Source organism: Salegentibacter holothuriorum, from assembly GCF_900168045.1.
Classification (GTDB): Bacteria; Bacteroidota; Bacteroidia; order Flavobacteriales; family Flavobacteriaceae; genus Salegentibacter; species Salegentibacter holothuriorum.
Window position 1 is genome coordinate 850,073 of the sequence record NZ_FUYY01000002.1, and the last position, 24,635, is coordinate 874,707.

At 37.1% G+C, this 24,635-nt stretch carries 21 protein-coding genes and 1 tRNA gene; 5 read left to right on the top strand and 17 right to left on the bottom strand.

Annotated elements, in window-relative coordinates; genetic code table 11:
- Positions 1-62 precede the first annotated feature (62 nt).
- The gene (locus tag B5X51_RS08205; RefSeq protein ID WP_079720661.1) at positions 63-398 is read left to right on the top strand and encodes a 2Fe-2S iron-sulfur cluster-binding protein; all 336 of its coding nucleotides are present in this window, start codon (positions 63-65) and stop codon (positions 396-398) included.
- Positions 399-698: 300 nt separating this feature from the next.
- Here B5X51_RS08205 and B5X51_RS08210 read toward each other — a convergent pair whose 3' ends face one another.
- The 7 genes from B5X51_RS08210 to rplM form a co-directional block, all read right to left on the bottom strand.
- On the bottom strand, positions 699-1,508 hold the full coding sequence (locus B5X51_RS08210; RefSeq protein ID WP_176132740.1) for a DUF3050 domain-containing protein: 810 nt from the start codon (positions 1,506-1,508) through the stop codon (positions 699-701).
- 409 nt (positions 1,509-1,917) lie between these two features.
- A complete protein-coding gene (locus B5X51_RS08220; protein WP_079720663.1) occupies positions 1,918-3,096 on the bottom strand; it encodes an acyl-CoA dehydrogenase family protein in 1,179 nt (392 codons plus the stop codon).
- A gap of 56 nt (positions 3,097-3,152) precedes the next feature.
- Positions 3,153-3,875, bottom strand: a complete 723-nt coding sequence (locus B5X51_RS08225; protein WP_079720664.1) for a tRNA1(Val) (adenine(37)-N6)-methyltransferase — start codon at positions 3,873-3,875, stop codon at positions 3,153-3,155.
- 185 nt (positions 3,876-4,060) lie between these two features.
- Positions 4,061-4,888, bottom strand: coding sequence for a translation elongation factor Ts (gene tsf, locus B5X51_RS08230; RefSeq protein WP_079720665.1), 828 nt, complete (start codon positions 4,886-4,888; stop codon positions 4,061-4,063).
- A gap of 89 nt (positions 4,889-4,977) precedes the next feature.
- Entirely contained in the window at positions 4,978-5,871 is an 894-nt protein-coding gene (rpsB, locus tag B5X51_RS08235) for a 30S ribosomal protein S2 (protein WP_079720666.1), read from the bottom strand.
- Between the two features lie 165 nt (positions 5,872-6,036).
- Positions 6,037-6,423: a 30S ribosomal protein S9 gene (rpsI, locus tag B5X51_RS08240; RefSeq protein ID WP_079720667.1), complete on the bottom strand. Its 387-nt coding sequence runs from the start codon at positions 6,421-6,423 to the stop codon at positions 6,037-6,039.
- Entirely contained in the window at positions 6,423-6,878 is a 456-nt protein-coding gene (rplM, locus tag B5X51_RS08245) for a 50S ribosomal protein L13 (RefSeq protein ID WP_079720668.1), read from the bottom strand. Before rplM ends, rpsI begins: the two co-directional genes overlap by 1 nt.
- A gap of 343 nt (positions 6,879-7,221) precedes the next feature.
- On the opposite strand from rplM, the gene B5X51_RS08250 reads away from it, so the two are divergent.
- On the top strand, positions 7,222-7,812 hold the full coding sequence (locus B5X51_RS08250; protein WP_079720669.1) for a hypothetical protein: 591 nt from the start codon (positions 7,222-7,224) through the stop codon (positions 7,810-7,812).
- A gap of 294 nt (positions 7,813-8,106) precedes the next feature.
- Here the strand turns inward: B5X51_RS08250 and polA are convergent, their stop codons facing one another.
- From polA to B5X51_RS08265, 3 genes are all read right to left on the bottom strand, one after another.
- A complete protein-coding gene (gene polA, locus B5X51_RS08255) occupies positions 8,107-10,938 on the bottom strand; it encodes a DNA polymerase I (RefSeq protein ID WP_079720670.1) in 2,832 nt (943 codons plus the stop codon).
- A 103-nt stretch (positions 10,939-11,041) separates the two neighbouring features.
- Entirely contained in the window at positions 11,042-12,355 is a 1,314-nt protein-coding gene (locus B5X51_RS08260) for a sugar MFS transporter (RefSeq protein WP_079720671.1), read from the bottom strand.
- On the bottom strand, positions 12,356-13,327 hold the full coding sequence (locus B5X51_RS08265) for a glycosylasparaginase (RefSeq protein WP_079720672.1): 972 nt from the start codon (positions 13,325-13,327) through the stop codon (positions 12,356-12,358). It lies immediately after the preceding gene.
- Positions 13,328-13,532: 205 nt separating this feature from the next.
- Between B5X51_RS08265 and B5X51_RS08270 the strand changes: the two genes are divergently transcribed.
- Both B5X51_RS08270 and B5X51_RS08275 read left to right on the top strand, forming a co-directional pair.
- A complete protein-coding gene (locus B5X51_RS08270; protein WP_079720673.1) occupies positions 13,533-14,759 on the top strand; it encodes a metallophosphoesterase in 1,227 nt (408 codons plus the stop codon).
- A gap of 124 nt (positions 14,760-14,883) precedes the next feature.
- Complete coding sequence (locus B5X51_RS08275; RefSeq protein WP_079720674.1) at positions 14,884-15,180, top strand: thioredoxin family protein; 297 nt, start codon at positions 14,884-14,886, stop codon at positions 15,178-15,180.
- Here the strand turns inward: B5X51_RS08275 and B5X51_RS08280 are convergent.
- Positions 15,177-15,935: a polysaccharide deacetylase family protein gene (locus B5X51_RS08280; RefSeq protein WP_079720675.1), complete on the bottom strand. Its 759-nt coding sequence runs from the start codon at positions 15,933-15,935 to the stop codon at positions 15,177-15,179. The two genes, B5X51_RS08275 and B5X51_RS08280, sit on opposite strands and share 4 nt — an antisense overlap.
- A 437-nt stretch (positions 15,936-16,372) precedes the next feature.
- Positions 16,373-19,669 (bottom strand): DUF2723 domain-containing protein, encoded by a 3,297-nt coding sequence (locus B5X51_RS08285; RefSeq protein WP_079720676.1) that lies wholly within the window; start codon positions 19,667-19,669, stop codon positions 16,373-16,375.
- Between the two features lie 321 nt (positions 19,670-19,990).
- On the opposite strand from B5X51_RS08285, the gene B5X51_RS08290 reads away from it, so the two are divergent.
- Positions 19,991-20,063: transfer RNA gene (locus B5X51_RS08290), tRNA-Gln, on the top strand.
- Positions 20,064-20,412: 349 nt separating this feature from the next.
- Here the strand turns inward: B5X51_RS08290 and B5X51_RS08295 are convergent.
- From B5X51_RS08295 to B5X51_RS15990, 5 genes are all read right to left on the bottom strand, one after another.
- On the bottom strand, positions 20,413-20,766 hold the full coding sequence (locus B5X51_RS08295) for a type II toxin-antitoxin system HicB family antitoxin (protein ID WP_079720677.1): 354 nt from the start codon (positions 20,764-20,766) through the stop codon (positions 20,413-20,415).
- Positions 20,766-21,017, bottom strand: coding sequence for a type II toxin-antitoxin system HicA family toxin (locus B5X51_RS08300; RefSeq protein ID WP_079720678.1), 252 nt, complete (start codon positions 21,015-21,017; stop codon positions 20,766-20,768). Before B5X51_RS08300 ends, B5X51_RS08295 begins: the two co-directional genes overlap by 1 nt.
- A 479-nt stretch (positions 21,018-21,496) precedes the next feature.
- Positions 21,497-22,606 (bottom strand): HigA family addiction module antitoxin, encoded by a 1,110-nt coding sequence (locus B5X51_RS08305; RefSeq protein ID WP_079720679.1) that lies wholly within the window; start codon positions 22,604-22,606, stop codon positions 21,497-21,499.
- Between the two features lie 120 nt (positions 22,607-22,726).
- Positions 22,727-22,930 (bottom strand): hypothetical protein, encoded by a 204-nt coding sequence (locus B5X51_RS15905; RefSeq protein ID WP_079720680.1) that lies wholly within the window; start codon positions 22,928-22,930, stop codon positions 22,727-22,729.
- Between the two features lie 443 nt (positions 22,931-23,373).
- Positions 23,374-24,621 carry a type ISP restriction/modification enzyme gene (locus B5X51_RS15990; protein WP_217699538.1) on the bottom strand — a complete coding sequence of 416 codons (1,248 nt, stop codon included), beginning with the start codon at positions 24,619-24,621 and terminating at the stop codon, positions 23,374-23,376.
- Between the last annotated feature and the right edge of the window lie 14 nt (positions 24,622-24,635).

The window sequence follows — 24,635 nt, forward strand, 5'->3', positions numbered from 1 at the left end:
ATTACAGATTGCTTCGTGCCTCGCAATGACGAGTTCTTAAGACGATCTAGCTTAAGCAAGCTATGTCTGATATTAAAATAACAATTATAGACCGGGAAGGGGAGGCGCACGTAGTGGATGCTCCTACAGATATGAACATGAACCTTATGGAAGTAGTTCGTTCTTACGAACTTGCTAAAGAAGGTACAATTGGTATATGTGGCGGAATGGCTATGTGTGCTTCCTGCCAATGCTATATTCTTAATCTGGAGCATATGTTGCCCGAGCAAAGTATGGAAGAGGAGGATATGCTGGATCAGGCATTTTTTGTGGAAGATAATAGCCGCCTAAGCTGCCAGATTCCTATTACCGAGCAATTAGATGGTTTGGAGGTTAAGCTTGCGCCAGAAGCTCCTTAATTAATGCTATCGCTGTGAAATTTGCAATAGTAACTGAACGAGCTTCAGGTTCTATCATGTATAGCAGGCGTTATCCTGAATTCATTTCAAGTCCAGGTTGTTTCTAACAGCAATAATTTAAATTTACGAAAAACTTAAGGTAATTTTAGCTTGAAGAAAATAGGATTTTTAGAGTTGTACTAACGTTAAACTCAAATTTTTTAGTCTCTAACGTATATTTAGTTTTTATCAATATTATAGAACAAACCTCACAGGTTTTTAAAAAACTGTGAGGTTTGTTTTTTTGAAAGAAAAATTCCCTTAAACTGTTTGTAATTTCTTAGAATCTATATTTTCTGAAATTTCAGCTTCAATGCCTTTCCAAAGTTCCAAACGGGCATCGAGTGCTTCTTCGGCAGTTTGCTGTACTTCCTCCCATTTTTTCTCATCATTTCCACAGAGTTCATCTACCATTTTAAAAGCCATAGGGCCATGCTCATCAGCATCCAGTTCTATATGCCTGTCAAAATAATATTTAAATAGGCTTAAATCTTCTTTTGGAAAGTTCTCCTGTACTTTTTCTATAATAGAGGTAAACATGCCCGGGATTAAGCCCTCGCGGCCAAAGGTAAAGGCCGAGGCTATTTTGTGAGTTTTTCCTTCATTAATTACCTCAAAGGTATTCTTTAGGAATATTTTTACATTATAAGGGAGTTTTGTAGCGGCAATGAGTAAAAAAATATCTGTGCCGTGGGAGACCTGTAGTAAAAAATTAGTAATTCTTTTAGTATCTGCTCCACTTTTTTCCATGGCATCCAGATACATTTCAAAATGGCTTTGGTGGTTTCCAAAGTAATTTACATCTGTTTCTTCGGCCAGTACAATTTCGTTGATTAAATACCGGGTTTCGGGATTGCCCACCGGAACCCAGGGATTGGTGGTTCTGGTAAGTTTTTTTTGTAAAGCAGTAAGTAAAGACATAAAATCCCAGACAGCAAAAACGTGATGCTCCATAAATATTTGAAGATGCTCTGGAGTGGTTATTTTTTGATATAAAGAATGTTCTAAAAGTTGGCTTATTTTAGGCTGTAGAGCCCTATTTACCTCGTTTATTTTGTTTATTTCTCCCATGCTGCAAAAGTAAGATTCTCTTTAGGATTTGTAAAATATAAACATTCATTTAAAATTCAATTAACGCTCAATTTCAGCTTTTTGAACTATATTGAAAGTATGAAGAGTCAATTTTCAAATTCATATAATGTGATTATTTTTTATTCAAATAAATCGAAAGATTATTTGCAATTGGATGGGGTTGTGGCCAAAAAACCAAAACCACTTAAAAAGGAGTGTTGCGAAAAATATAAAAAGGGCAATCGCTGTAAACGCTGCCCTTGTTTTGATTTGTTGTAATGATGCGTCATGCTGAATTAATTTCAGCATCTAAGCTTATATTACATCTTAGATCCTGAAACAAGTTCAGGATGACATACTGAAATGAATTCAGCTCGACGATTTTACAATACTTATTTAGAATCTCTTTTTATTGAAAAGCCGGAATTCCGGTAATATCCATTCCAGTAATTAGTAAATGTATATCGTGTGTCCCTTCATAAGTAATTACACTTTCCAGGTTCATCATATGGCGCATAATGCTATACTCACCGGTAATTCCCATTCCGCCTAGTATCTGTCTTGCTTCACGGGCTATATTTATGGCCATTTCCACATTGTTTCTTTTAGCCATTGAGATTTGGGCTGAAGTTGCTTTTTCTTCATTTCTAAGCACACCCAGTCTCCAGGCCATAAGCTGCGCCTTGGTGATCTCGGTGATCATTTCTGCTAATTTTTTCTGTTGTAGTTGAGTGCCTGCAATTGGTTTGTCAAATTGAATCCGTTCTTTTGCATAGCGCAAAGCTGTATCATAACAATCCATTGCTGCGCCTATGGCTCCCCAGGCAATTCCATACCTGGCAGAATCAAGACAACCTAATGGAGCGCCAAGTCCGCTTTTATTCGGCATTAAATTCTCTTTTGGAACTTTTACATTATCAAAAATAAGTTCGCCGGTTGCGCTGGCACGAAGTGACCATTTATTATGGGTTTCAGGAGTGGAAAAACCTTCCATTCCTCTTTCTACGATAAGTCCGTGAATACGGCCGTTTTCATCCTTGGCCCAAACGATAGCAAGATCGGCAAAAGGTGCGTTAGAGATCCACATTTTTGCACCATTTAGTAAATAGTGGTCGCCTTTATCTTTAAAGTTGGTGGTCATCCCGCCGGGATTAGAACCGTGATCTGGTTCGGTAAGTCCAAAGCAGCCCATGAACTCTCCGGAGGCCAATTTTGGTAAGTATTTTTTGCGCTGTTCTTCGGTGCCGTATTTATAAATAGGATACATTACCAGAGAACTTTGAACAGATGCGGTAGAGCGAACGCCGCTGTCTCCGCGTTCAATTTCCTGCATGATAAGTCCGTATGAGATTTGATCCAGTCCGGCACCGCCATATTCTTCCGGAATATACGGTCCAAAAGCTCCAATTTCGGCTAAGCCGCCAATTATAGATTTAGGAAACTCTGCTTTTTGTGCAGCATCTTCGATTATCGGGGAAACTTCACGTTTAACCCATTCTCTAGCTGCATCCCTAACTATTTTATGTTCATCGCTAAGTAGCTCATCAATATTATAATAATCTGGAGCCTGGAAGTTATCTGTTCTCATTTGTGTGGTGTTTTACACAAATGTAACCAAGCTTTTGAAAGCAAACAATTTTAAGATTATAATTTAAGATAGAAGTCCTTTACAAGGTTTTTATAGGCATCTGTGTAATTATGTCGTGAAATTTCAATGATAAGTTCATTTTCTTCAGCCTGCTCTTCTTTAAAAGTGAAGCTTAGCAAACTTCTCTTTATTGCTGATGTTTCATTACCGCGCACTCTGGTGATTTTCTTGGGAAGTAGACCAAATTCTGCAGCTAGCACTATAAAATTTGTTTCTTCTTTATGCGGAATAATAGTATTGAACTCGCCTTGTGGGTGAAGTAATTTTGAGACGCCTTCAAGTAATTCTGAAAAAGGGAGGGCTTCAGCAAAACGGGCTTTATTTCTACTTGCGCTTTCTGAAATATAATCTTCGGCATAAAACGGGGGGTTAGAAATAATGAGCTCGTATTTTTCCTCATCTTCCATTTCCTCAATAAACTCATCAAATGCGGCGTGATAGCAAAACAGCCTGTCACCCCATAAACTTTGTTCGAAATTATCTACGGCCTGCTCGTAAGCATCTTCATCAATTTCTAAAGCATCAATAAGAAGGGCAGGAGAGCGTTGTGCAAGCATTAATGCAATTAGACCTGTTCCTGTGCCAATATCAAGAATGCTGTCTGGTTGGTGATCCAGGGAAGCCCAGGCACCAAGTAATACACCGTCGGTGCCAATTTTCATAGCGCAACGATCTTGGTCTATACTGAATTCTTTAAACTGAAATGCTTTTTCTGACATTTGATAAGATCAAGAACCTCGATGCAAGCATACAAGGTATGATTAGAAAAATAATTTAAAAACTCGAGGCAAGCTTAGGGGGATTAAACCCTCAATGAGGGATTAAAAAAACCGCCTCAGATTAATGAAGCGGTTTTTGTTTTTATTTTTGAGATTTCCGCCTACGCAGAAATGACAAATTTTAATTACTCTCCTAGAGCAACTCTTTCAAAACCTACAACAGTAAGATCTGAATCTACAGATTTTACGTAAGCAGCAACGCTTTGTTTGCTGTCTTTAATAAAAGCCTGGTTTACCAAAGTGTTGTCTTTAAAGTAACGCTGAATCTTTCCTTTTGCTATTTTGTCTAGCATTTCTTCAGGTTTACCTTCCTGGCGAAGTGTATCTTTAGCGATTTCTACTTCTTTATCTATGGTTTCCTGGTCTACACCTTCTTCATTAAGTGCAATAGGGTTCATAGCAGCAGCTTGCATAGAAACATTTTTTGCAGCTTCGTCAGCACCTTCAGCATTCTTAGAAAGACCGGTGATAACAGCAATCTTATTTCCAGCGTGAATGTAAGAACCTACAAAAGCAGCTTCTAAAGTTTTAAAAGCACCAATCTCTATTTTCTCACCAATTACACCGGTTTGCTCAGTTAATTTATCTTCAACTGAAATCCCATTGTAATCTGCTTTAAGTAATTCCTCTTTAGAAGAAACAGTAAGCGCGATATCTGCGAAACTGTTGGCCATTTTTATGAAATCATCGTTTTTAGCAACAAAATCGGTTTCACAGTTAAGAGAGATAATCACACCTTTAGTGTTATCTTCGTTAACCTTAGCAATTGCAGCACCTTCGGCTGAATCTCTATCGGCTCTCTTAGCGGCAACTTTTTGGCCTTTTTTACGAAGTACTTCAATAGCTTTGTCGAAATCACCATCTGCTTCAACAAGTGCCTTTTTGCAATCCATCATCCCGGCACCGGTAGCTTTTCTTAATTTGTTTACTTCTGCGGCGGTTATCTTAGCCATAGTATTGTGTTTTAATTAAAAAGTCGTTTAGAGACCAACTGTTAGGAAAGAAACTAAACGACTTTTTGAATGTTATAAAATGTTATTTTTTATTCTTCTTCGTTAGATGAAGCCTTGTCTAAAGTTTCTTTTTTAGACTCAAGTTTTACATCTTTTTGAGCTTCTTTCATCTCTTTTTTGTCTTCGGCATCTTTAGAAGGAGCTTCAGCTTCTGGTTGCTTTACAGCAGCCTTTGGTGCTTTTGGCTCTTTTTCTTCTTTTTCAGCTTTCTCTTTTTTAGATTCTTTAGAAGCTTTTCTTTCAGAAAGGCCGTCTACAATAGAATCTGCAACATAAGAAACCACTTTGTTGATAGACTTTGAAGCATCGTCATTAGATGGGATTACGTACTCAACCTCACGAGGATCTGAGTTTGTATCTACCATAGCGAAAATTGGAATGTTTAATTTTTGAGCTTCTTTAATAGCAATGTGTTCACGAGTAATATCAACAACAAAAAGTGCTCCTGGAAGTCTGCTCATATCAGAAATAGAACCAAGGTTCTTTTCTAATTTAGCTCTTAAACGATCTACCTGAAGACGTTCTTTTTTAGAAAGTGTATTAAAGGTACCATCTTTTTTCATTCTATCAATAGAAGCCATTTTCTTAACGGCTCTACGAATAGTTACAAAGTTGGTAAGCATACCACCGGGCCAACGCTCGGTAATGTATGGCATATTTGCTTTTTCAGCTTGTTCGGCTACTATTTCTTTAGCTTGTTTCTTGGTAGCTACGAAAAGTATTTTTCTACCGCTGGCTGCAATTTTTGCAAGGGCATCACCTGCCTCCTGCATTTTAGCAGCACTCTTATATAGGTTGATGATGTGAATTCCATTACGCTCCATATAGATATATGGGGCCATATTTGGGTTCCATCTTCTTGTAAGGTGTCCAAAATGTACACCTGCATCAAGTAATTCTTTTACTTCTACTTTGTTTGCCATTTTTGTAATAGTTTACGTTCTGTTGAAGATAGCAACAAGTAAGTGGCTGTTTTAAAAACACGGCCTTACCTGTTTAGATGCTAAACTAACTTCCGCTGGCAGCGGAATAACAACAAAAATCTTTTTAATATTAAATGAACTTTGGAATATAAATTCCAATAAAAATTAACGTTTAGAGAACTGAAATTTCTTACGAGCTTTCTTCTGTCCAAACTTCTTACGTTCTACCATTCTTGGGTCTCTGGTCATTAAACCTTCTGGCTTTAACACCGCTCTGTTCTCTGCGTCCAGTTCTACCATTGCTCTTGCAAGTGCAAGACGAATAGCTTCTGCCTGTCCTGTAATTCCACCACCGTAAACATTAGCAGTAATGTCGAAATTATCGTCATTACCTGTAAGGTTAAGGGCCTGGTTTACTTTGTAAAGTAAAGGACCTGTGGTAAAGTAGTCTTTAAGGTCTTTTTTGTTAACGCTAAACTTTCCGCTTCCTTCAGAAACGTAAACACGCGCAACCGCCGTTTTTCTACGGCCAATTTTGTGAATAACCTCCATTACTTAAGATCGTTTAAGTTAATAGTTTTAGGCTTTTGTGCAGTGTGATCATGTTCTGATCCTGCATAAACCTTTAAATTTCTAAATAGGTCTGCTCCAAGTTTGTTCTTTGGTAGCATTCCTTTTACTGATTTTTCGATAAGTCTCTCTGGATTCTTTTCGAATAATTCAGCGGCTGTTAGACTTTTTTGTCCACCCGGGTAGCCAGTATGACGAATGTATTCTTTCGAATCCCATTTCTTACCGGTTAAGTTGATCTTTTCTGCATTGGTAACGATTACGTTATCTCCACAATCAACGTGCGGGGTGAAGTTAGGTTTGTGCTTACCTCTTAGTAGCTTGGCTACTTTTGATGATAGGCGGCCCAACGTCTGTCCTTCAGCATCTACGTGTACCCATTCTTTGGTCACGGTAGCCTTGTTGGCTGATACTGTTTTGTAGCTTAATGTGTCCACACTAATTAAATTTACTTATTATTAAACATTCCATTCCCAATTCCCGCCATGAAACATGTCGGGAAATCGGGGTGCAAATGTACAATTATAAATTCATATAGCAAATCCGAAATTAATTAATTTATTTTGAGGGATATAGCTTTAGAACAGAATCTTAACATTGAAACAGTTGTGTTCTAATTTTGATTGCCAGTTGTTCAATTAGGCCTTCTTATGAGGTGTCAATATTAATTTAAAATCGATTAAAAGGCTTAAATATATGTTGAGTGGTAATATTTGTGTTAATAAAGTCATAAAATACTTGGAATACTTCTTAGCTTTGTAGTCCCAAATTGAATTAGCTATGAATAACCTGCTTAATATTAAAAATGTCTTAGGTTTATTTGCAGCGACACTTGTTTTTGTGTCTTGCGAACCTAATGAAGACCCTATTAGTTCCGATGAATTAAATGCTGCCAATGCCACGGCTTCTATAGTTCCAGAAGATCTTGAAGGCGAATGGATACTTTCGGCAATGTTAACCGATACTGTTGTGGATATTAATAACGATGGTGTATTTAATTCAAATATACTATTGGAAACAAATTGCTTTCAGGATATGGGGGTTACCTTTTTGCCAAATGGCGATATGGTAACTAACAACTCTAAGCTTGATTTTAAAGCCGGAACTAATGATGATGAATTTGAGTGTCTTTCGGGAAGAACAGATTCCGGGAACTGGGATGTTGAAAATGTAAATACTGAAGAGCGTTTAGTGATAAGTATGACTATAGATGGAACTACTCGCACACATAGCAGGATTTTAGATAGAACTGCCAATACTTTTGCTTTTGAAATCAGCAAATTTGAATCTGAGCAATATTATGGTAATCCCAGTGGTACCGATGCCGAAGAGGTTACCGTTTTATCTTTAGAATACACCAGGTTGAATTAACCTAACCAGTCTTTTTATTGTTAGATGGAAAAACCTCGCAGCTTTTAGTTGCGAGGTTTTTTGTTTTACTCGAGAATCGATATTTAATGACTCGTTGGCTTGTTACGAGGTAGATTACTCGTTACTAGTTAATATGGGAAGTTTCACGCGTCGTCATCCTGAATTTATTTCAGGATCTAGTTTGAACATAATCTAAACATAGGTTTTGATCTTAAGAATTCCCGCAGAAAATAGATATAAGCTCTCCATTCATCAAAAGAGTGTTTCAGTCTCCATCGCAATGACGGAGAAATTCTAATGCGCTTCCAGCCAATTGTTACCTTCTCCTAATTCTACATCTAAAGGAACATCCAGTTTGTAAGCGTTTTCCATTTCAAACTGAATCATTTTCTTTACTTCTTCAACTTCATCTTTATGGGCATCAAAAACCAATTCATCATGTACCTGGAGTAGCATTTTTGTTTTAAATTTTCTTTCCGTAAGTTTTCGGTAAATATTAATCATTGCCAGCTTAATAATATCTGCTGCGCTTCCCTGTATTGGTGCATTTACAGCATTTCTTTCGGCAGCGCCACGTACTACAGCATTTTGCGAATTAATGTCTTTTAGGTAGCGTCTTCTTCCTAAGATGGTTTGCACATAACCGTTCTCCCTGGCAAAATCTATTTGATCGGCAATATAACCGGTTAATTTAGGATAGGTTTTGTAATAGGTATCAATAAGTTCTTTGGCTTCAGCGCGAGATAAATTAGTTTGGTTGCTTAATCCAAAAGCCGAAACTCCATATATAATTCCAAAATTCACAGTTTTGGCATTACTTCTTTGCTCCCGGGTTACTTCATCTATTTTTACATTAAAAACCTGGGCCGCAGTAGAGGCGTGAATATCTTTGCCTTCTTTAAAGGCTTTAATCATGTTATCTTCCTCACTAAGTGCAGCAATAATTCGTAATTCAATTTGAGAATAATCGGCAGCCAATAGAATATGGTTTTCGTCCCGGGGAACAAAAGCTTTTCTTACCTGGCGACCACGCTCGGTTCTTATTGGGATATTTTGAAGGTTGGGGTTGTTAGAGCTCAATCTTCCCGTAGCAGCAATAGTTTGCACATAATCGGTATGAATTCTTCCTGTAGGTTTTTGCACCTGGTTTGGTAGAGAGTCTACATATGTATTTTGCAGCTTAACCAATGCGCGGTACATCAAAACGTCTTCTACGATCTTGTGTTCCTTAACAAGGTTAGAAAGTACATCTTCACTGGTTGAATATTGTCCCGTCTTGGTTTTTTTTGGTTTTTTAACCAATTCCATTTTTTCAAAAAGGATAATTCCCAATTGTTTTGGAGAACTGATTTTAAATTCTTCTCCCGCTTCTTTATATATACTTTGCTCGAGGTCTTTAATGTCACTATCTAACGCGTCAGAAAGAGATTTTAGGAAATTTTCGTCCAACTTTATGCCTTCCAGCTCCATTGCAGCGAGTACCCGAACTAACGGAATTTCAATTTCATTAAAGAGCTTTCGGGTTTCTGCTTCTTTTAATTCTTGCTCAAAGAATTTTTTAAGCTGAAGGGTTACGTCAGCATCTTCTACACCATACTCGCTTTGCTGGTCTAGCGGTACTTCCCGCATCGACTTTTGATTCTTTCCTTTTTTTCCTATTAATTCTGAAATAGGCTGCGGGGTATAATTAAGGTAAGTTTCGGCAAGGATATCCATATTATGGCGCATATCTGGATTTATCAGGTAATGCGCGATCATCGTATCGAAAAGCTTTCCGCTTATTTCAATATCATATTTGGCTAAAACCTTGATATCATATTTAAGGTTTTGTCCAATTTTTTCAATTTTTTCATCTTCAAAAAAGGGTCTTAATTCTTCAATAAGCTCCTGTGCTTTTTCGCGTTCTTCGGGGAAGGGAAGGTAAAAACCTTTACCGGCTTCCCAGGAAAAAGCGATACCTACCAGCTCTGCTTCCAGCGCATTTAAACTTGTGGTTTCAGTATCAACGCAAACGCTACTTTGTTTCATTAAATTCTGAAGAAACATTTGCCTGGCCATTTTAGTGTTTAGGCTTTGGTATACGTGAGCAGTGTCTTTTAAGGATTTTCTTCCGCCCGAAGTTGCTTCAATTTTTTCTGAATCACCTCCTGAAAACAGTGAAAACTGTCCTTCGCCTGCTGTTTGGGAAGCTTTTTTGGCAGTTGGGGAATTAGTAACCTGAGTTTGCTTTTGGTCTTCCTCGCCGTTAAATAATTTTATGAATTGATCTTTAAGTCTTCTAAATTCAAGTTCTTCAAATATTTCCTGAACCTTATCTGAATCTGGTTGGGAAAGTTCATAATCTTCAGCGTGAAATTTCACATCACAATCGGTAAGAATGGCTGCCAGTTTTTTAGAAAGAATGCCCTGCTCGGCGTGGCTTTCCACCTTTTCTTTCATCTTTCCTTTTAGCTGGTCGGTATTGGCCAACAGCTCTTCCATACTTCCAAATTGCTTCAGGAATTTTTTGGCAGTTTTCTCGCCTACTCCCGGAAGCCCTGGGATATTATCTACTGCATCGCCCATCATTCCCAGGAAATCTATTACCTGCTCGGGACGTTCAACTTCAAATTTCTTTTGAACTTCTGGGATTCCCCAAATTTCGATTCCGTTACCCATTCTTGCCGGGCGGTACATAAAAATATTTTCGGTTACCAGTTGGGCAAAATCCTTATCTGGGGTTACCATAAAAACCTGGTAGTTTTCCTTTTCGGCTTGTTGGGCAAGAGTTCCAATAATATCATCGGCTTCCATTCCGGCTAATTCTACTACAGGAATATGCATGGCTTTTAGAATATCCTGGATAATAGGAATAGCATCTTTTATAGGTTCGGGTGTGGCGTCCCTGTTGGCTTTGTATTCTGCAAACATTTCGGTTCTTGCCTTGCTGCCTTCTTTATCAAAGCAAACGGCAAGATGGTCTGGTTTTTCACGCCTAATAACATCAAAAAGGGAGTTCATAAACCCCATGATGGCTGAAGTATCAAAACCTTTAGAATTTATTCTTGGGTTTTTAATAAAAGCGTAATAGCCTCTAAAAATAAGGGCATAGGCATCAACAAGAAACAGGCGTTTTTGAGCAGACATATATTTTGGAATATTATTTTTTCTGAATATCCCAAAACTACAAAGATATTATCATACTGGCTTTAGGCCGTCCTAAAAACTTGTAGATTAAAACCGACTAAAATTATGCAACAGCAACTTTTCTTCTCTTATTACTATAAGCGTAATAGAAAATATAAGCGTAGCAAAGCATTACTAAAATTAAGGCCACGTTAAAATTAAAAGAATCTGTAAGATAGCCGTAGGCCGGTGGGATTATAGCGCCACCCACAATCATGGTACATAATACTCCAGAACCCTGGGCTTTATCATCTCCCAGCCCATCTAAGGCAAGACTAAAAATTGTAGGGAACATTATTGAATTAAATAATCCAACACCTATTATCGTCCACATTGCAGTAAGACCTACTGTTAAATTGGAGATAAGGATCATTCCAATAGCTCCAATAGCAAAAACACTTAATATTTTTGCCGGGTTAAATATGGAAGTAAGATAAGAACCAATGAATCTTCCAATCATTGCTCCGGTCCAGTAAAAAGTTACAAAAACTCCTACTACGGCCATGTCGCTAGATGATGAAACTCCAGTTGTTAAAATCCATTCTGCAATAGTTCTCATAAAAGAAGTTTCTCTTACCGTTGCGGCAAGGTCAAGGCTTAAAAAATAGTTTACCATATAACTTCCAAGGGCAACTTCGGCACCTACATAGCAGAATAAACCAATAGCACCAAGAATAAGATTTTTATTTTTTAATACTTTTCTATAATCATTAGAAGCCTCTTTATCGCCAACTTTTGGGAGTTTTACAAAAAAGAAAACAAGGGCGATTACCCCTATAAAAGCAGCAATTCCTAAAAATGGAGTCTGTACTGCAGCAGCTTCAGCCACTAAATAACTTTTTTGCGCGGTAGTGTCCAGCGCTTCAATTTCAGCACTTGTCTTTACTTTGTCCTGAAGTATAAAAAGTGCTCCAAGTGCCGGAGCGATTGCGGTTCCCAGGGAATTAAAAGCCTGTGAAAGGTTAAGTCTACTGGAAGCCGTTTTTTCGGGACCAAGAATGGTTACATAAGGGTTTGCGGCAACCTGAAGAATGGTGATACCCGCGGCAAGTGTAAAATATCCCAACATAAAAACTCCGAAGACACGGTAAGAAGCTGCGGGATAAAATAATAAGCAACCCAGTGCCATAGTGCCAAGCCCTAGAATAATTCCTTTTTTATATCCAATTTTAGAGAGAATATATCCCGCCGGAATAGAGAGTAAAAAATAGGCTCCAAAGAAGGCAAATTGAACCATTCCAGCCTGGAAATAAGAGAGTGTAAATACTTCACGTAGTCTTGGTATAAGTGAATCAACGAGAACGGTTATAAATCCCCAAAGAAAAAAAAGTATAGTTACAAATATAAAAGCGGTGCGATAAGATCTTTTCTGTTCCATTTAAAGGTAAGATTGGCTAGGTGTATTGGTGTTTTTGTTGTCTTGATATTTCACAAAGGTAAAGCCTTTATGGAGGCAATAAGAACCAATTTCCCCATTTTTTCCCAAAGCTAAGAAAGCTACCTGAAAATCTTTATAATTGCTGTTCTGTTTAACAATTCGCTGTACCGCAATTTCACAAGCTTCTTGCGGACTTTTGCCCTGCCGCATTAATTCAACAATAAGAAAACTACCTACACTTTTCATAATGGCTTCGCCCATTCCGGTAGCAACTGCGCCGCCAATTTCATTATCAATATAAAGACCTGCGCCAATAATAGGAGAATCTCCAACCCTTCCATTCATTTTGTAGGCCAGGCCAGAGGTGGTGCAAGCCCCGGCAATATCACCTTTTTCGTCAAGGCAAAGCATTCCTATGGTATCGTGGTTTTCAATATTAATAATTGGTTTGTATTCTTTTTTCTCCAACCATTTTTTCCAGTCCTCTTCAGATTCTTTAGTCAGTAGATTTTTTGGCTTAAACCCTTGCTGAATGGCAAACTGAAAAGCTCCCTCTCCAGCCAACATTACGTGAGGCGTTTCTTCCATAACTTTTCTGGCTACAGAAACGGGATGTTCAATTTCTTTTAAATAAACTACGCTCCCACATTCTCCTAATGGTGACATAATACACGCATCTAGAGTAACATTGCCATCCCTGTCTGGTGCACCACCATTTCCTACGGTAGTATTTTTAAGATTAGCTTCCTCAACCCTTACACCTTGTTCTGCGGCATCTAAAGCCGAAGTTCCTTTGTATAGCAACTCGCCGGCAGTTTTACTGGCTTCGTGAAAATTCCATGTGGCAATACAAATAGGAGTCGGTTTCTCCTGTTTTTTAAAAGTAGAGGCATGTAAATTATAGGTGCCCGGCAAAAGGGTGACACCGGCACCAGATATTCCGGCTGCTTTTATAAAATTTCTTCGTTTCATTGATGTTTTGATTAGGGTTTAAAAAGCCTTGAAAAATACTCCTTATTGCTGGTATAGTCAAATTTTATAGCTAAACAACATTTCTGGTACTATTTAGGTTTTAATAATATTTGCGTTTTAGGCCTGTCACAGTCGTTAAAATAAAGCTAAACCAAATTTACAAAATGATGATTAAAAGTATATTCGCAAAAATTTGAAATTGCTGATGCGTTGGATAATATTTATAGTTTTTTTCTTGTTAATTGAGATTTATGCCTACCAGGCATTAAAGACCATAAGCCGAAATTATTGGGTAGTAATCCTTTATTTTGCAGTTAGCCTTGCGGTATTGGCTAACTTTATTTATCAATGGTTAACCCCGGTAGAGGGTAGTGTGCTCACCGGAGAAAGGGGCTATGCCTTTGGCTTTTTACTTTCGGTACTACTTTTTAAAGTTATTCTTACGCTAATTATGTTTGGAGAGGATGTCTATAGAATAGGCTCCGGTGGTTTTGAGAAGTTACTCTCTTCAGAAGGAAATTTCTCTCTGCCTTCCCGCAGAAAATTTTTAAGTCAGTTGGCTATGGGTATAGCGGCCATTCCATTGGCTTCGGTTCTATATGGTATGTACCAGGGGAGGTATAATTTTAGAGTGCTTAATTACACACTATATTTTGATGACCTTCCAGAGGCTTTTGATGGTTACCGACTTGCCCAAATTAGTGATATTCACAGCGGAAGTTTTGATAACGAAAAAAAGGTAAAATACGGCGTAGATCTTCTTAATCAGCAAGAAACCGATATTGTTGTTTTTACGGGAGATTTAGTGAACAATGAAGCTTCAGAAATGGAACCCTGGAAAGAATTGTTTGGTCAAATAAAAGCTAAAGATGGTGTTTATTCTATTTTGGGTAATCACGATTACGGCGATTATAAAAGCTGGAGTTCACCTGAAGCGAAAAAACAAAATTTAGATACGCTAAAGGATACTCACGCCAATATGGGTTGGAAGCTTTTGTTAAATGAGCATAAACTTATTGAGCGAAAAGGAGAGAAGATTGCATTAGTTGGAGTGGAAAACTGGGGTAGCGGCGGATTTAAAAAAGAAGGTGACCTGGATAAGGCAGGAGCGGGATTAAGTGAAAAAGATTTTAAAGTATTATTGAGTCACGATCCCTCTTATTGGCAGGAGAAAATTAAAAAGGATAAAAATAATTATCACTTAACACTTAGTGGGCATACCCACGGAATGCAATTTGGAATTGAAATTCCCGGCTGGTTTAAATGGAGTCCTGTGCAGTACCGTTACCAAAATTGGGCAGGAATATACGAGGAATTTGGGCGCTATATTAATGTAAATCGCGGATTTGGTTATCTGGCCTTTCCGGGGAGAGTGGGAATTTGGCCTGAAATAAGTGTGATTGAACTCAAAAAAGGTTCAAAACCTGCATAATGTATAGAATTTACTATATTTGAATTAGTGATTTCTCCGAAAAATTATCATTTTAACCTATATATTATTTGCCTCGTTTTAAGGAACGAAATTGAGGCTTAAAATCTAATTAAAGAAAAGCTGCATGTCAAAATTTGGTGAATTAATAGACCTCAATATCCCGGTGTTGTTGGATTTCTATACCGAATGGAACGAGGATTCTAAACTTATGAACCCGGTCTTGCGAGAAGTTGCTGCCGCGATGGGGAATAAGGTAAAAGTGATAAAAATAGATGTAGATAAGAATGCGCAACTTGCCGAGGCCCTTAGGGTAAAAGTGTTGCCAACGCTTATAATTTATAAATCTGGCGAAATGAAATGGCGCCAAAGCGGTGAACAGGATGCTGCAACCCTGGTAGGGATTCTTAAGGAATATGTTTAAAGCGCTTTAAAACTAAAGCCTTTTTGAGTATAATAATCCAATACTTTCGGCAACACAAACTTAAGGCTTTCTGAAGCTTTAATGCTGTCGTGGAATACAACAGTACTTCCTGCTGAAACATTTTTCAGCACATTTCTTAAACATTTATTTTTAGAAATTCTGGAATCAAAATCACCACTTATTACGTCCCACATCACTATTTTGTAATTCTGCTTTACAAGTTTTTTAGCCTGGGAGTTTTTAATCTTTCCGAAAGGTGGACGGAATAGTTTTAGGTTTAAGGTTTGGGTTTGAAAGTTGCGGGTTGCGAGTTGCGAGTTTTGCTCCCCGATTTCTCGGTTTCTGGTTTTTGTTTTTTTGTTCTTGTTTCCTGTTTCCTGCCTCTTTCCTCTATTGTCTCTTTTCTCATCTCTATTTTCAAGAAGGGTTTCTTCAGCTTTCAATACATTTTCAACATAAGCATCGGTTTTGGTTTTCCAGCCGTTTAAATGATTAAAAGTGTGGTTTCCTATGCTGTGATTTTCCTCTATTATTTGCTGAAATACTGTGGGATATTTTCTAATATTATCACCTATACAAAAGAAAGTTGCCTTCGCATTATACTCTTTTAAAGTCTGCAAAACCCAGGGGGTGATCTCAGGAATTGGACCATCATCAAAAGTGAGGTAAATAGTCTTTTCTCCTTCAAGCCTGGTGATACGGTTTGGGTAGAGTTTCTTTAAAAGAAAAGGATATTTTATAAAAAACGGGTTCATATAAAAGCGACATTGGTTTTTAGTATTTGCCCATTTAAACCACAAAATATCGTTTATAATTGCATAAATTTCTATGTAAATCCAATACGGTATTTTATAGTACAAATAATATTATAGTTCGATATTTAAGGGGTTATAAAGATTTGGGGATTTTTAATATCCCAAAGAAACCCCTCCGCCTTCGGCACCTCCCCTTGAAAAATAAGGGGAGGACCCAATTCTATGTTTAATTATTATTTGCTGTCCATATATTTTCGGCACTGTTCCTTTAGAAAAATAGATGGAGACCATTTAACTGCATTTTGGTACAATAAATCTTATCTACTTTTCCCTAATAGTTTTTATTGGCACCGCCAAAGGGTATAATACCCAGGGGCTTGCCTCGAAATTAAAAATTTGTTTCCAATGAATGCCTCGTGGGCTTGCCCCGAGATAGTTTATTCCGAAGAATCTATTCTAAGTGAATTGTTTCCTCCATTTAATTCGGAGTTTACTCCTTCTTCAAGTAATATTTCTTCGGGTGTTGCCGGAGTTATTTCTTCTTCCTCTCCATAGAAATGGCGAAACATTTCCAGGTGTTCGTTAAACTCATCGGCTTTTTCTTCAAGGATTTTTTCATCCTGATGCACTACAAGTAAATCTACTAATGCTCTATAGCGTTCAATATTAGAGACAATTTCGTTAAAATATCGATATTGTCTATCTATGTCCCAGCTGCTGTAATACTGTAGATTTTCTTTATAATGCGTGGCGATTTTCTCCCAGATTTCCCTGGCTTTTTCGGGTTCGCCAACTTCATAATAACCGGTTACGTAAGGTTCCAGTAAAGCGTAGTAGTTAAAATGTTCTACCGGCATATTTTCCATAGCAAGATCAAGCACTTTTTTAGCTCTCGTGGTGTCTTGCTCGTTTAGCAGGTTTTCTACCAGCCTGGCCAGGTTACTTCTGTAGGTAATAGAGTTTCTGCGAGTCTCCGGATCGTGGTAAATATCATCTGATCCCATATTGCCCCAATCCCAGTTCATCACGATATCATACATTTTATCTGTATTGATGCGGCCCATATCGTAAGGATTTCTAGGGTCTACCGGGGTTTTTATAGGTACCAGTTTATAAGCAACCCCTTCTAACTGAAGATACTCTTTCATCCAGAGATAATCTTCGTCATTAAAACTTCCGCCAGAGAAATAAATTGGTCTTTCCCAGTTGTTATTAGCCAGAATATCCAGCATCAATAAGGTGTTTTTATAAATAACCTGGGAGTCCAGATTGATCACAATTTCATCTACAATCTGATCGGCAAAACGTTCCTCTACAATTCCGTTTTCTAAAACAGTTTCCTTATTTACCGGAATACTAATGTTTTTTGTAGGGAAGGTATTAATCATTTGTCCGCTTTGTAACTCGGCCTGGGTTCTTGGATCATCATTTTGAATATAGTTAAGCCAGGTTTTAAGCGGAATAGTGTCTTTAGTAACTTCCTTTGCGAAAACCGCGTCATTAACCCCGTTGTAGTCTTCATTTTCAAATTGTGAAGGGATGGGGTCACTTTCAAATGCTTTGCGCTTCATTTGGTCTATGTACCAATCGGTAGCAAAAAGGCTGGTGTTTACAACTCTTACATCGGTGCGGTAACGCTCTATTTGTTGTACATACCACAGCGCAAAAGTATCATTATCCCCAATGGTAAAAATAATTCCGTTTTCATCTACAGAATCCAGGTACATTTTAGCCATAGTAAGGGTAGTGTCCCTGCCGCTACGGTCGTGATCGTCCCAGTTTTCTGAAGCTAAAAGCACCGGTACTGCAAGTATGGAAGTGGCAATTACAATTGGTGCTGCTAGCTTGGGTTTTAAAAACTTTTTAGCCCAATCAAACAGCGCATAAGCGCCAAAACCAATCCAAATGGCAAATACGTAGAAAGAACCTACCAAGGCATAATCACGTTCACGAGGCTCAAAAGGCCGCTCATTAAGGTATATTTTAAGAGCGATTCCGGTGAAGAGGAAAAACACGAGTAATACCCAGAAGTTATTTTTATCTCGTTTAAACTGAAAAACGAGTCCTATTAACCCTAAAATTAAAGGAAGAAAATAGTAGGTATTTCTCGCTTTATTATTTTTAACATCGCTGGGAAGGTTGTCTTGAGGACCAACGTGCATCTCGTCTATAAAATCAATGCCGCTAATCCAGTTCCCATTCATATCGGTATATTTTCCCTGGTTATCGTCCTGGCGTCCAACAAAATTCCACATAAAATAACGCCAGTACATATACCCAATCTGGTATTCTAATAAATAACCAATATTGGAAGCAAAAGATGGCTTTTCTATGTTCAGGTAATCTCCAAATTGACGCAGAAAGCTATGATAATCGGTATTATCAAGTTCGCCTTGTGCATATCTATTTTGGAATTCGTTTACCGCGCTAACCAGTCTTTCTTCGCCTTGATACTCCTGTTTTATGGTGAATTTAAGCGGGCCGGTGAAATCCATATAGTTGGCTGCGTGTTGCGAACTCCACATTCTTGGTAAGAATGCTTTGTGAGAATCATCCAGGTTTTGCTTTGCGTTTTTATAGTCGTTAACTATAATATATTTCCCCGCTTCTTCGTCTTTTTCATATTTAGGTTTGGCATCGGTATAAGGATTGTTTTCATCCAGGCCTGCATACATTTCAGAAAACTGAGGGCCGTAAAATAAATGTGTTTCCCCATATTGCTCCCGGTTGTAATAAGCCAGTAATTCGCGGGCATTATCGGGGCTATTTTCGTTAATAACCGTAGGAGCATTAGATCTTATAGGAAGCATTACCCAACTGGAAAATCCAATTAGTATAAATAAGATACAAAGAAATAAAGTGTTTAGCTGAAAATAATTTTTCTTCCGGGTATAATTAATTCCGAAGTAAAAGAGTGCAACAATCACTAAAAGTGCGATTACGGTTCCGGTATTAAAAGGTAGTCCCAGTGAATTGGTAAAGAATAACTCTGAAGCAGCAAAGAAAGTAAGCGTGTAGGGGAGAAGGAGTTTAAAAATAAACATTAAAACGGCTACTACTACAATATTTGCTATAATAAAATTCTTTACCGTAATTTTTTTATAATTCTTGAAGAAATACAGGAAACCAATAGCAGGAATAGTAAGCAGTCCCATAAAGTGGACTCCAAAAGATAAACCTACCACTAACGAGATTAAAATTAGCCATCTATTCCCTCGGGGTTTAAACATATCGCGTTCCCAAAGTAAACCCAGATAGAAAAGAAGGGCCATAAGGCAGGCCGCCATAGCATAAACTTCGGCTTCTACGGCACTAAACCAAAAGCTATCGGTAAAGGTGAAGGCTAAAGAGCCAACAAGGGCACTACCTAAAACGGCTAGTTTATTTGATGTTTTAAGCTTTTCTACAGGCCCGGCTATTTTTAAAACCAACAAACTTATAGACCAAAACATAAACAGCACTGCAAAAGCACTGGCAGCTCCAGACATAAAGTTTACCATAAGTGCAACTTGGGAGTTGTCTGCCGCAAAAGTAGAAAAGAAAGCCCCCAGCATTTGGTATAATGGTGCTCCGGGGGGGTGGCCTACTTCAAGATTTGCGGAAGTTGCAATGTATTCACCTGCATCCCAAAAACTTGCTGTTGGTTCCAGGGTTAGGGTGTATGTGGTAAGTGCGATTAAAAATACCAGCCATCCCAATATTTTGTTCCACTTCTTAAAGCTAAAATCTATCATTTTGTAGTAAAATTGAATCTTATGTGGCGAATTTAATAATAAAAATAAGAATGCCCGATAATCGGGAATTAATTGAATTGGGGTTAAGTGAACTTACAGCTCATTTTACAACATTGCTGCCTTAAAGCTTGCTGAAGTAGTTTAGTAACGGACTTTAAAACAAGATATTTTCTGAAAAGACTGGAAATAAGGCTGTTTTGCAAGCTTTCTTTTTCATTTTTTTAAAGTGAATTTAGGCCTCAAGAAAAAACTATATTTTTTATAGAGAAAAAGTTTGCGCAATAGAAAGTTTGTTTTAAATTTGCATCCGCATTACAGCAATGGCCTATGGTGTAACTGGCAACACGTCTGGTTTTGGTCCAGAAGAGTCTAGGTTCGAGCCCTAGTAGGCCAACAAAATTAACCGAATTCTGAAAAGAGTTCGGTTTTTTGTTTTTGGAAAAGATTTGGCGAGAAGTTTATCCTGATCAAGCCTAATTGTTGTGTTTAAGCAAAAATTGTAGTCAAAATATTAATAAAGAAACCTCACAGGTTTTGGCAGGCAAGCCTTTTTAAAATGGTTTCAACTTCAATTATGTTTTTTAATTATCAACATACTAGATCCTGAAATAAATTCAGAATGACGGTTTAAAGGTCGGAGCTTTTTGCGGAATATCGGGAAGCCTTAGTCTTGTGCTGAGCGTAGCTGAAGGAAGACCATTAAAAAAAACCGAATTCTGAAAAAAGTTCGGTTTTTTTGTGAATTACTTTAAAACTATTTCTTCATTATCAACTGTGAAATTCAAAGATTTATTCACTAATTGGTTAAGGTTTATTCCTTTTTTAGCGGCCAACATAAATAATTTTTGATGAACGCTTTTATTCACCCGTACATTAAAACTCCCCTTAAAAGTTTTGTTCGGCTCTTTTCCTATTTCTTTGCAAGTTTCCAGGTAATCACTTACAGCCTCTATAAAACTATTTTCTAATTCAGAAACAGATTCTCCTTCAAAAAGAATTAGATCATTTATTCCCTGAATTTTTCCAAAAAAAACTTTATCATCAGCACTGAACTCAACTGTACCTATATAACCTTTATGTTCTAAATAATTTTTCATTACAATCCTAGTTTTTCAATAACCTGTTCAATGATATATCTTTTTACAACATTTTCAGGATGTGGTTTATGCGCTATTATAACATCGTTGTTCTTCTTTCTATTTATAAATTTCCTTCGTGATCCTCCGGTTTTCCCTTTTTTCTTTAGCTCTATATAGCCATAATACTTAAGGACCTTTGAAAACTCCTCCCAGGTCATGTCTTTAGGAACACCTAGAAATTTTTGAACAAGTTTTTCAATTTTAGACATTTACAAATATACGGTTTTTTAAAATGCAACTGAAAGTTAGTTACAAAAATTAATCCTTTAGGTTTTTGAAACCTAAAGGATTAATACCTTCCCGCCTTAATTTTATTTAAAATTAACCGAATTCTGAAAAGAGTTCGGTTTTTTGTTTTTGGAAAAGATTTGGCGAGAAGTTTATCCTGGATCAAGCATGATTGTTGGGGACTAAGCAAAAATTGTAGTCAAAATATTAATAAAGAAACCTCACAGGTTTTCAAAACCTGTGAGGTTTTGGTAGGCAAGCCTTTTTAAAATGGTTTCAACTTCAATTATGTTCTTTAATTATCAACCTACTAGATCCTGAAATAAATTCAGGATGACGGTTTAAAAACCTTTTCTCTCAATAAGATCAAAAGATAAAAAACCCGGAGCAAGTCCGGGTTTTATCTTTCAATTTTTTAAAGTGCAGAACCAATGCATAATGACTGGCTGGGCACTATAATTTAATACAGTTTATAATCTATTCGGGTTTTCTTTTTGTAGAATCCAGACTTATAACAGGCTCTGCCACGAAGAATACTTGGGTGAATACCGATTTTTTCGGCGTATTCGACTATATTTTGGTCATCAAGTGGATTAGCTCCATATTTTTCAAGATACTCCTCCCATTCATTGTCAGAAATTAGATATTGCTCTGCAAACCTGTTTGCTTCTTTTTCTTCACTAGAGTTCTTATATTCTTCATCTTCATTATTGGGATCCAAATCGATAAAGCGGCTTTCATTATTATTAACCAGGTGTTTAAAAATATGTCCTAATTCGTGAAATAGGGTAAAGGCAAAATTATCCAGGCGTTTGTGCCTTATGGACATTCCAATTGCCGGATTGCCATTACTCCAAAAAGAAATTCCATCTACCGGTGTTTTAGCTCCTTTTGTTTGAAGGATTAACTTAATTCCATAATCTGCCAGTAAATTTTGTGTGGTTCTAAGAGTATTTTTATTTTCTTTTAATAGAACTTTCAGTGTATTAATTAATTCATCCTGGCATTTATAATCAAAAGTAGGAACCGATACAAAACTTGCTTTATGTTCTATTAATTTTGCCCATCCTATGATATTTATAGGGTCAACTTTCAATTTTGTTGATTTTCTGAATCGAGAGAAACTAGGTTGTGTTCGCATATTTGCGAATTGCTCAAAATGTTCTACTCCATAAATAATCTTAATAGCCTGTATATCTTTTATTGGGTCGCCCTGAAGGATTTTCTCTTTGCTAAAAAAAGTATATGCAATTTTTTCTTTAATGAAATCTAATTGCTCAATAGCTTCAAGTCTTTCGTTATTCTTTGCTTTAATCCTGGCTAAATCTAAATCATAATTTTTCTGGGCTTCCATCCAATAATCAGCATCTATGCCCAGGGTTTTTTCTAATAGAATAGCGAGATCTGCATTTAGGTTTCTTTTTCCTTTAATGAATTCATTTAGTTGGCTTCTATTAAAGCCTATAGTTTTTGCAAAATCTGACTGAGAAATTTCAGAAGCATCCAGTTCATCCTTAAGAATTTCTCCCGGATGTGTAGCGATTAATGGAGTTAGGTCGGTTGCTTTCATAATTATTGATAGTGCTTGCTGAGTTCTTCTAATTCTAAAATATCGATTTGGAGGGAGTCTTCTTTAGAAGCAACTTCATTGAAAATTATTCGATACTGTTTGTTTATCCAAACGGCACTTTTACCGCTTAAGTTTCCTTCTTTTTTTTTCGTAATGAAGGCTTTTTATTTGATATAGCTGCTCAATTCGGGTAACAGATTTCAGCTTATTGACTGTTTTTACATACTGTTTTACTAAAGCAGGATTAGATTTAAAATCTTTATGCTTTTTAGTTTTGCCCTCATAGAGGTCTTCTAAATACTCTTTTAGAAATACTATGGTCATCTAATCCTTTTGTAAATATAATATTTGTTCACAATATTGTGAACAAATTAATGTTAATAATTATAGAATATTATACGTCGTAATATGTTTCTAGCTCGATATTAGGATGAATATTTTCGGCAAGTTTAGTAATCAGTTCTTTATCAAATTTAGAACTTTCAGATCCAAAAATAATTTTTTTAATTTCAATATCGATATATCCTTGCTTTTCGGTTATTATTCTAAATTCGTTCTCATACTTCCATTCCTTTAACTTATTTAGGAATATGGGCTTTATATCCTCTAATTTATATGGTAAGATTTCTAGACAAGATAACCCGTTATAAACCACTTTATTAACGTTGAATTTTGATTTTGGTAGTTCGAAGCCAATTACTATACCTCTATGGCCATCGGAGGTTGAATTGAATAAAATTTATGGCTTTCGAGCCAATGATTTCTCTTTATATTATCTCTATCCCATCAACCTCCTTCATCAACCTATCAGTTTCCGTTAACGCGACAATTATCTTTTGGTAATGCAAAATATCTTCAAACTTTAATTCCCGGCCTTTGCGGTCTTTTAGCCATTTTTGAGCGGGTTGGTAACCACCTATATAAAACTCCCAGGCAATTTCTGGTACGTTATCAAAATATTGCTGGTCGTTTATCCAGACTTTGCCAAAGCCCCCCTCTAATCCCCCCGAAGGGGGGAAGTTTCTCCTCATTTCGCTCTGGTTCTCGACTGCGCTCGAACTGATAGCAGTATTTTCTGGCTGCTTCCCTTTTGAAGGGGAGCTGTCCGCAGGACTGAGGGGTTTTTGGTTCAATTCAAAACCCGGACTGGTTTTCGTTATTTTCCTGGTAATTATATTATCACCATCTACGGGATAAGTGGTAATAAATTCTTCGGTTTTTGGACTTTCCAGGAGATGAATTTGCCGAAGATCACTACCCAATTTTACCAATTGCCAAAATTGTTCCCGGTCTTTTGGATACGGAACCCTTGGGAAATCTATTTTTAAAAATTCTTTGTAGGTTTCGCGATAGGTGGGAGAATGTAAAACCGCATAAATATAATCCAGCAAATGTATGGGCGCAAAAGTGCTGCGAAAATCACTGCGGACTTCCCCAGAATTTGCCAAACAAACATTGCCGTCTTCGGCTTCCGGAACAAAATCTAAACCAAGGCTTTCTTCTATTTTAGCGAGAATTTTTGGGTCTAAGTTAGGAACACGCCCGGCCTGGGTTTCGGTGCTTTGTTGGCCGGTGGTTTCTGGGTATTGGTAAAGAGGAGCTTGCTGCGGTATTCCCTTGTAGCTAAAATGATAACGGTTATCAATCATGTTTCTCGATATTTGAATTGAAGTCCAATTTTCAGCTGTTGCTTGTCTTGAAAAAACTATTCCTAAATTTTCAAAGAGTAAATGTTTCATTTCTTTCTCTCTACCCCGATCAATCAAATCAGAGGAATAATAGATCCAGTTTTCATCAAACGGTCGGTAAGAAATTTTTTCTATTTTTTCTAAATCAAACTCTCCTATTCGTTTTTCTTCTAGCCAATTATTTTTTGCTTTTAACTTACATTTTAATATTACATCCTGATTAGTATTTTCAATTTTAAAAAAGTATTGAATCCTTTCTTTTAAATTATTTTTATCCGAATCTATGACAAAAGCATCTCGATGGGTTTTAACACCACTTGGTTTAATTTTAAAGAGGTCAT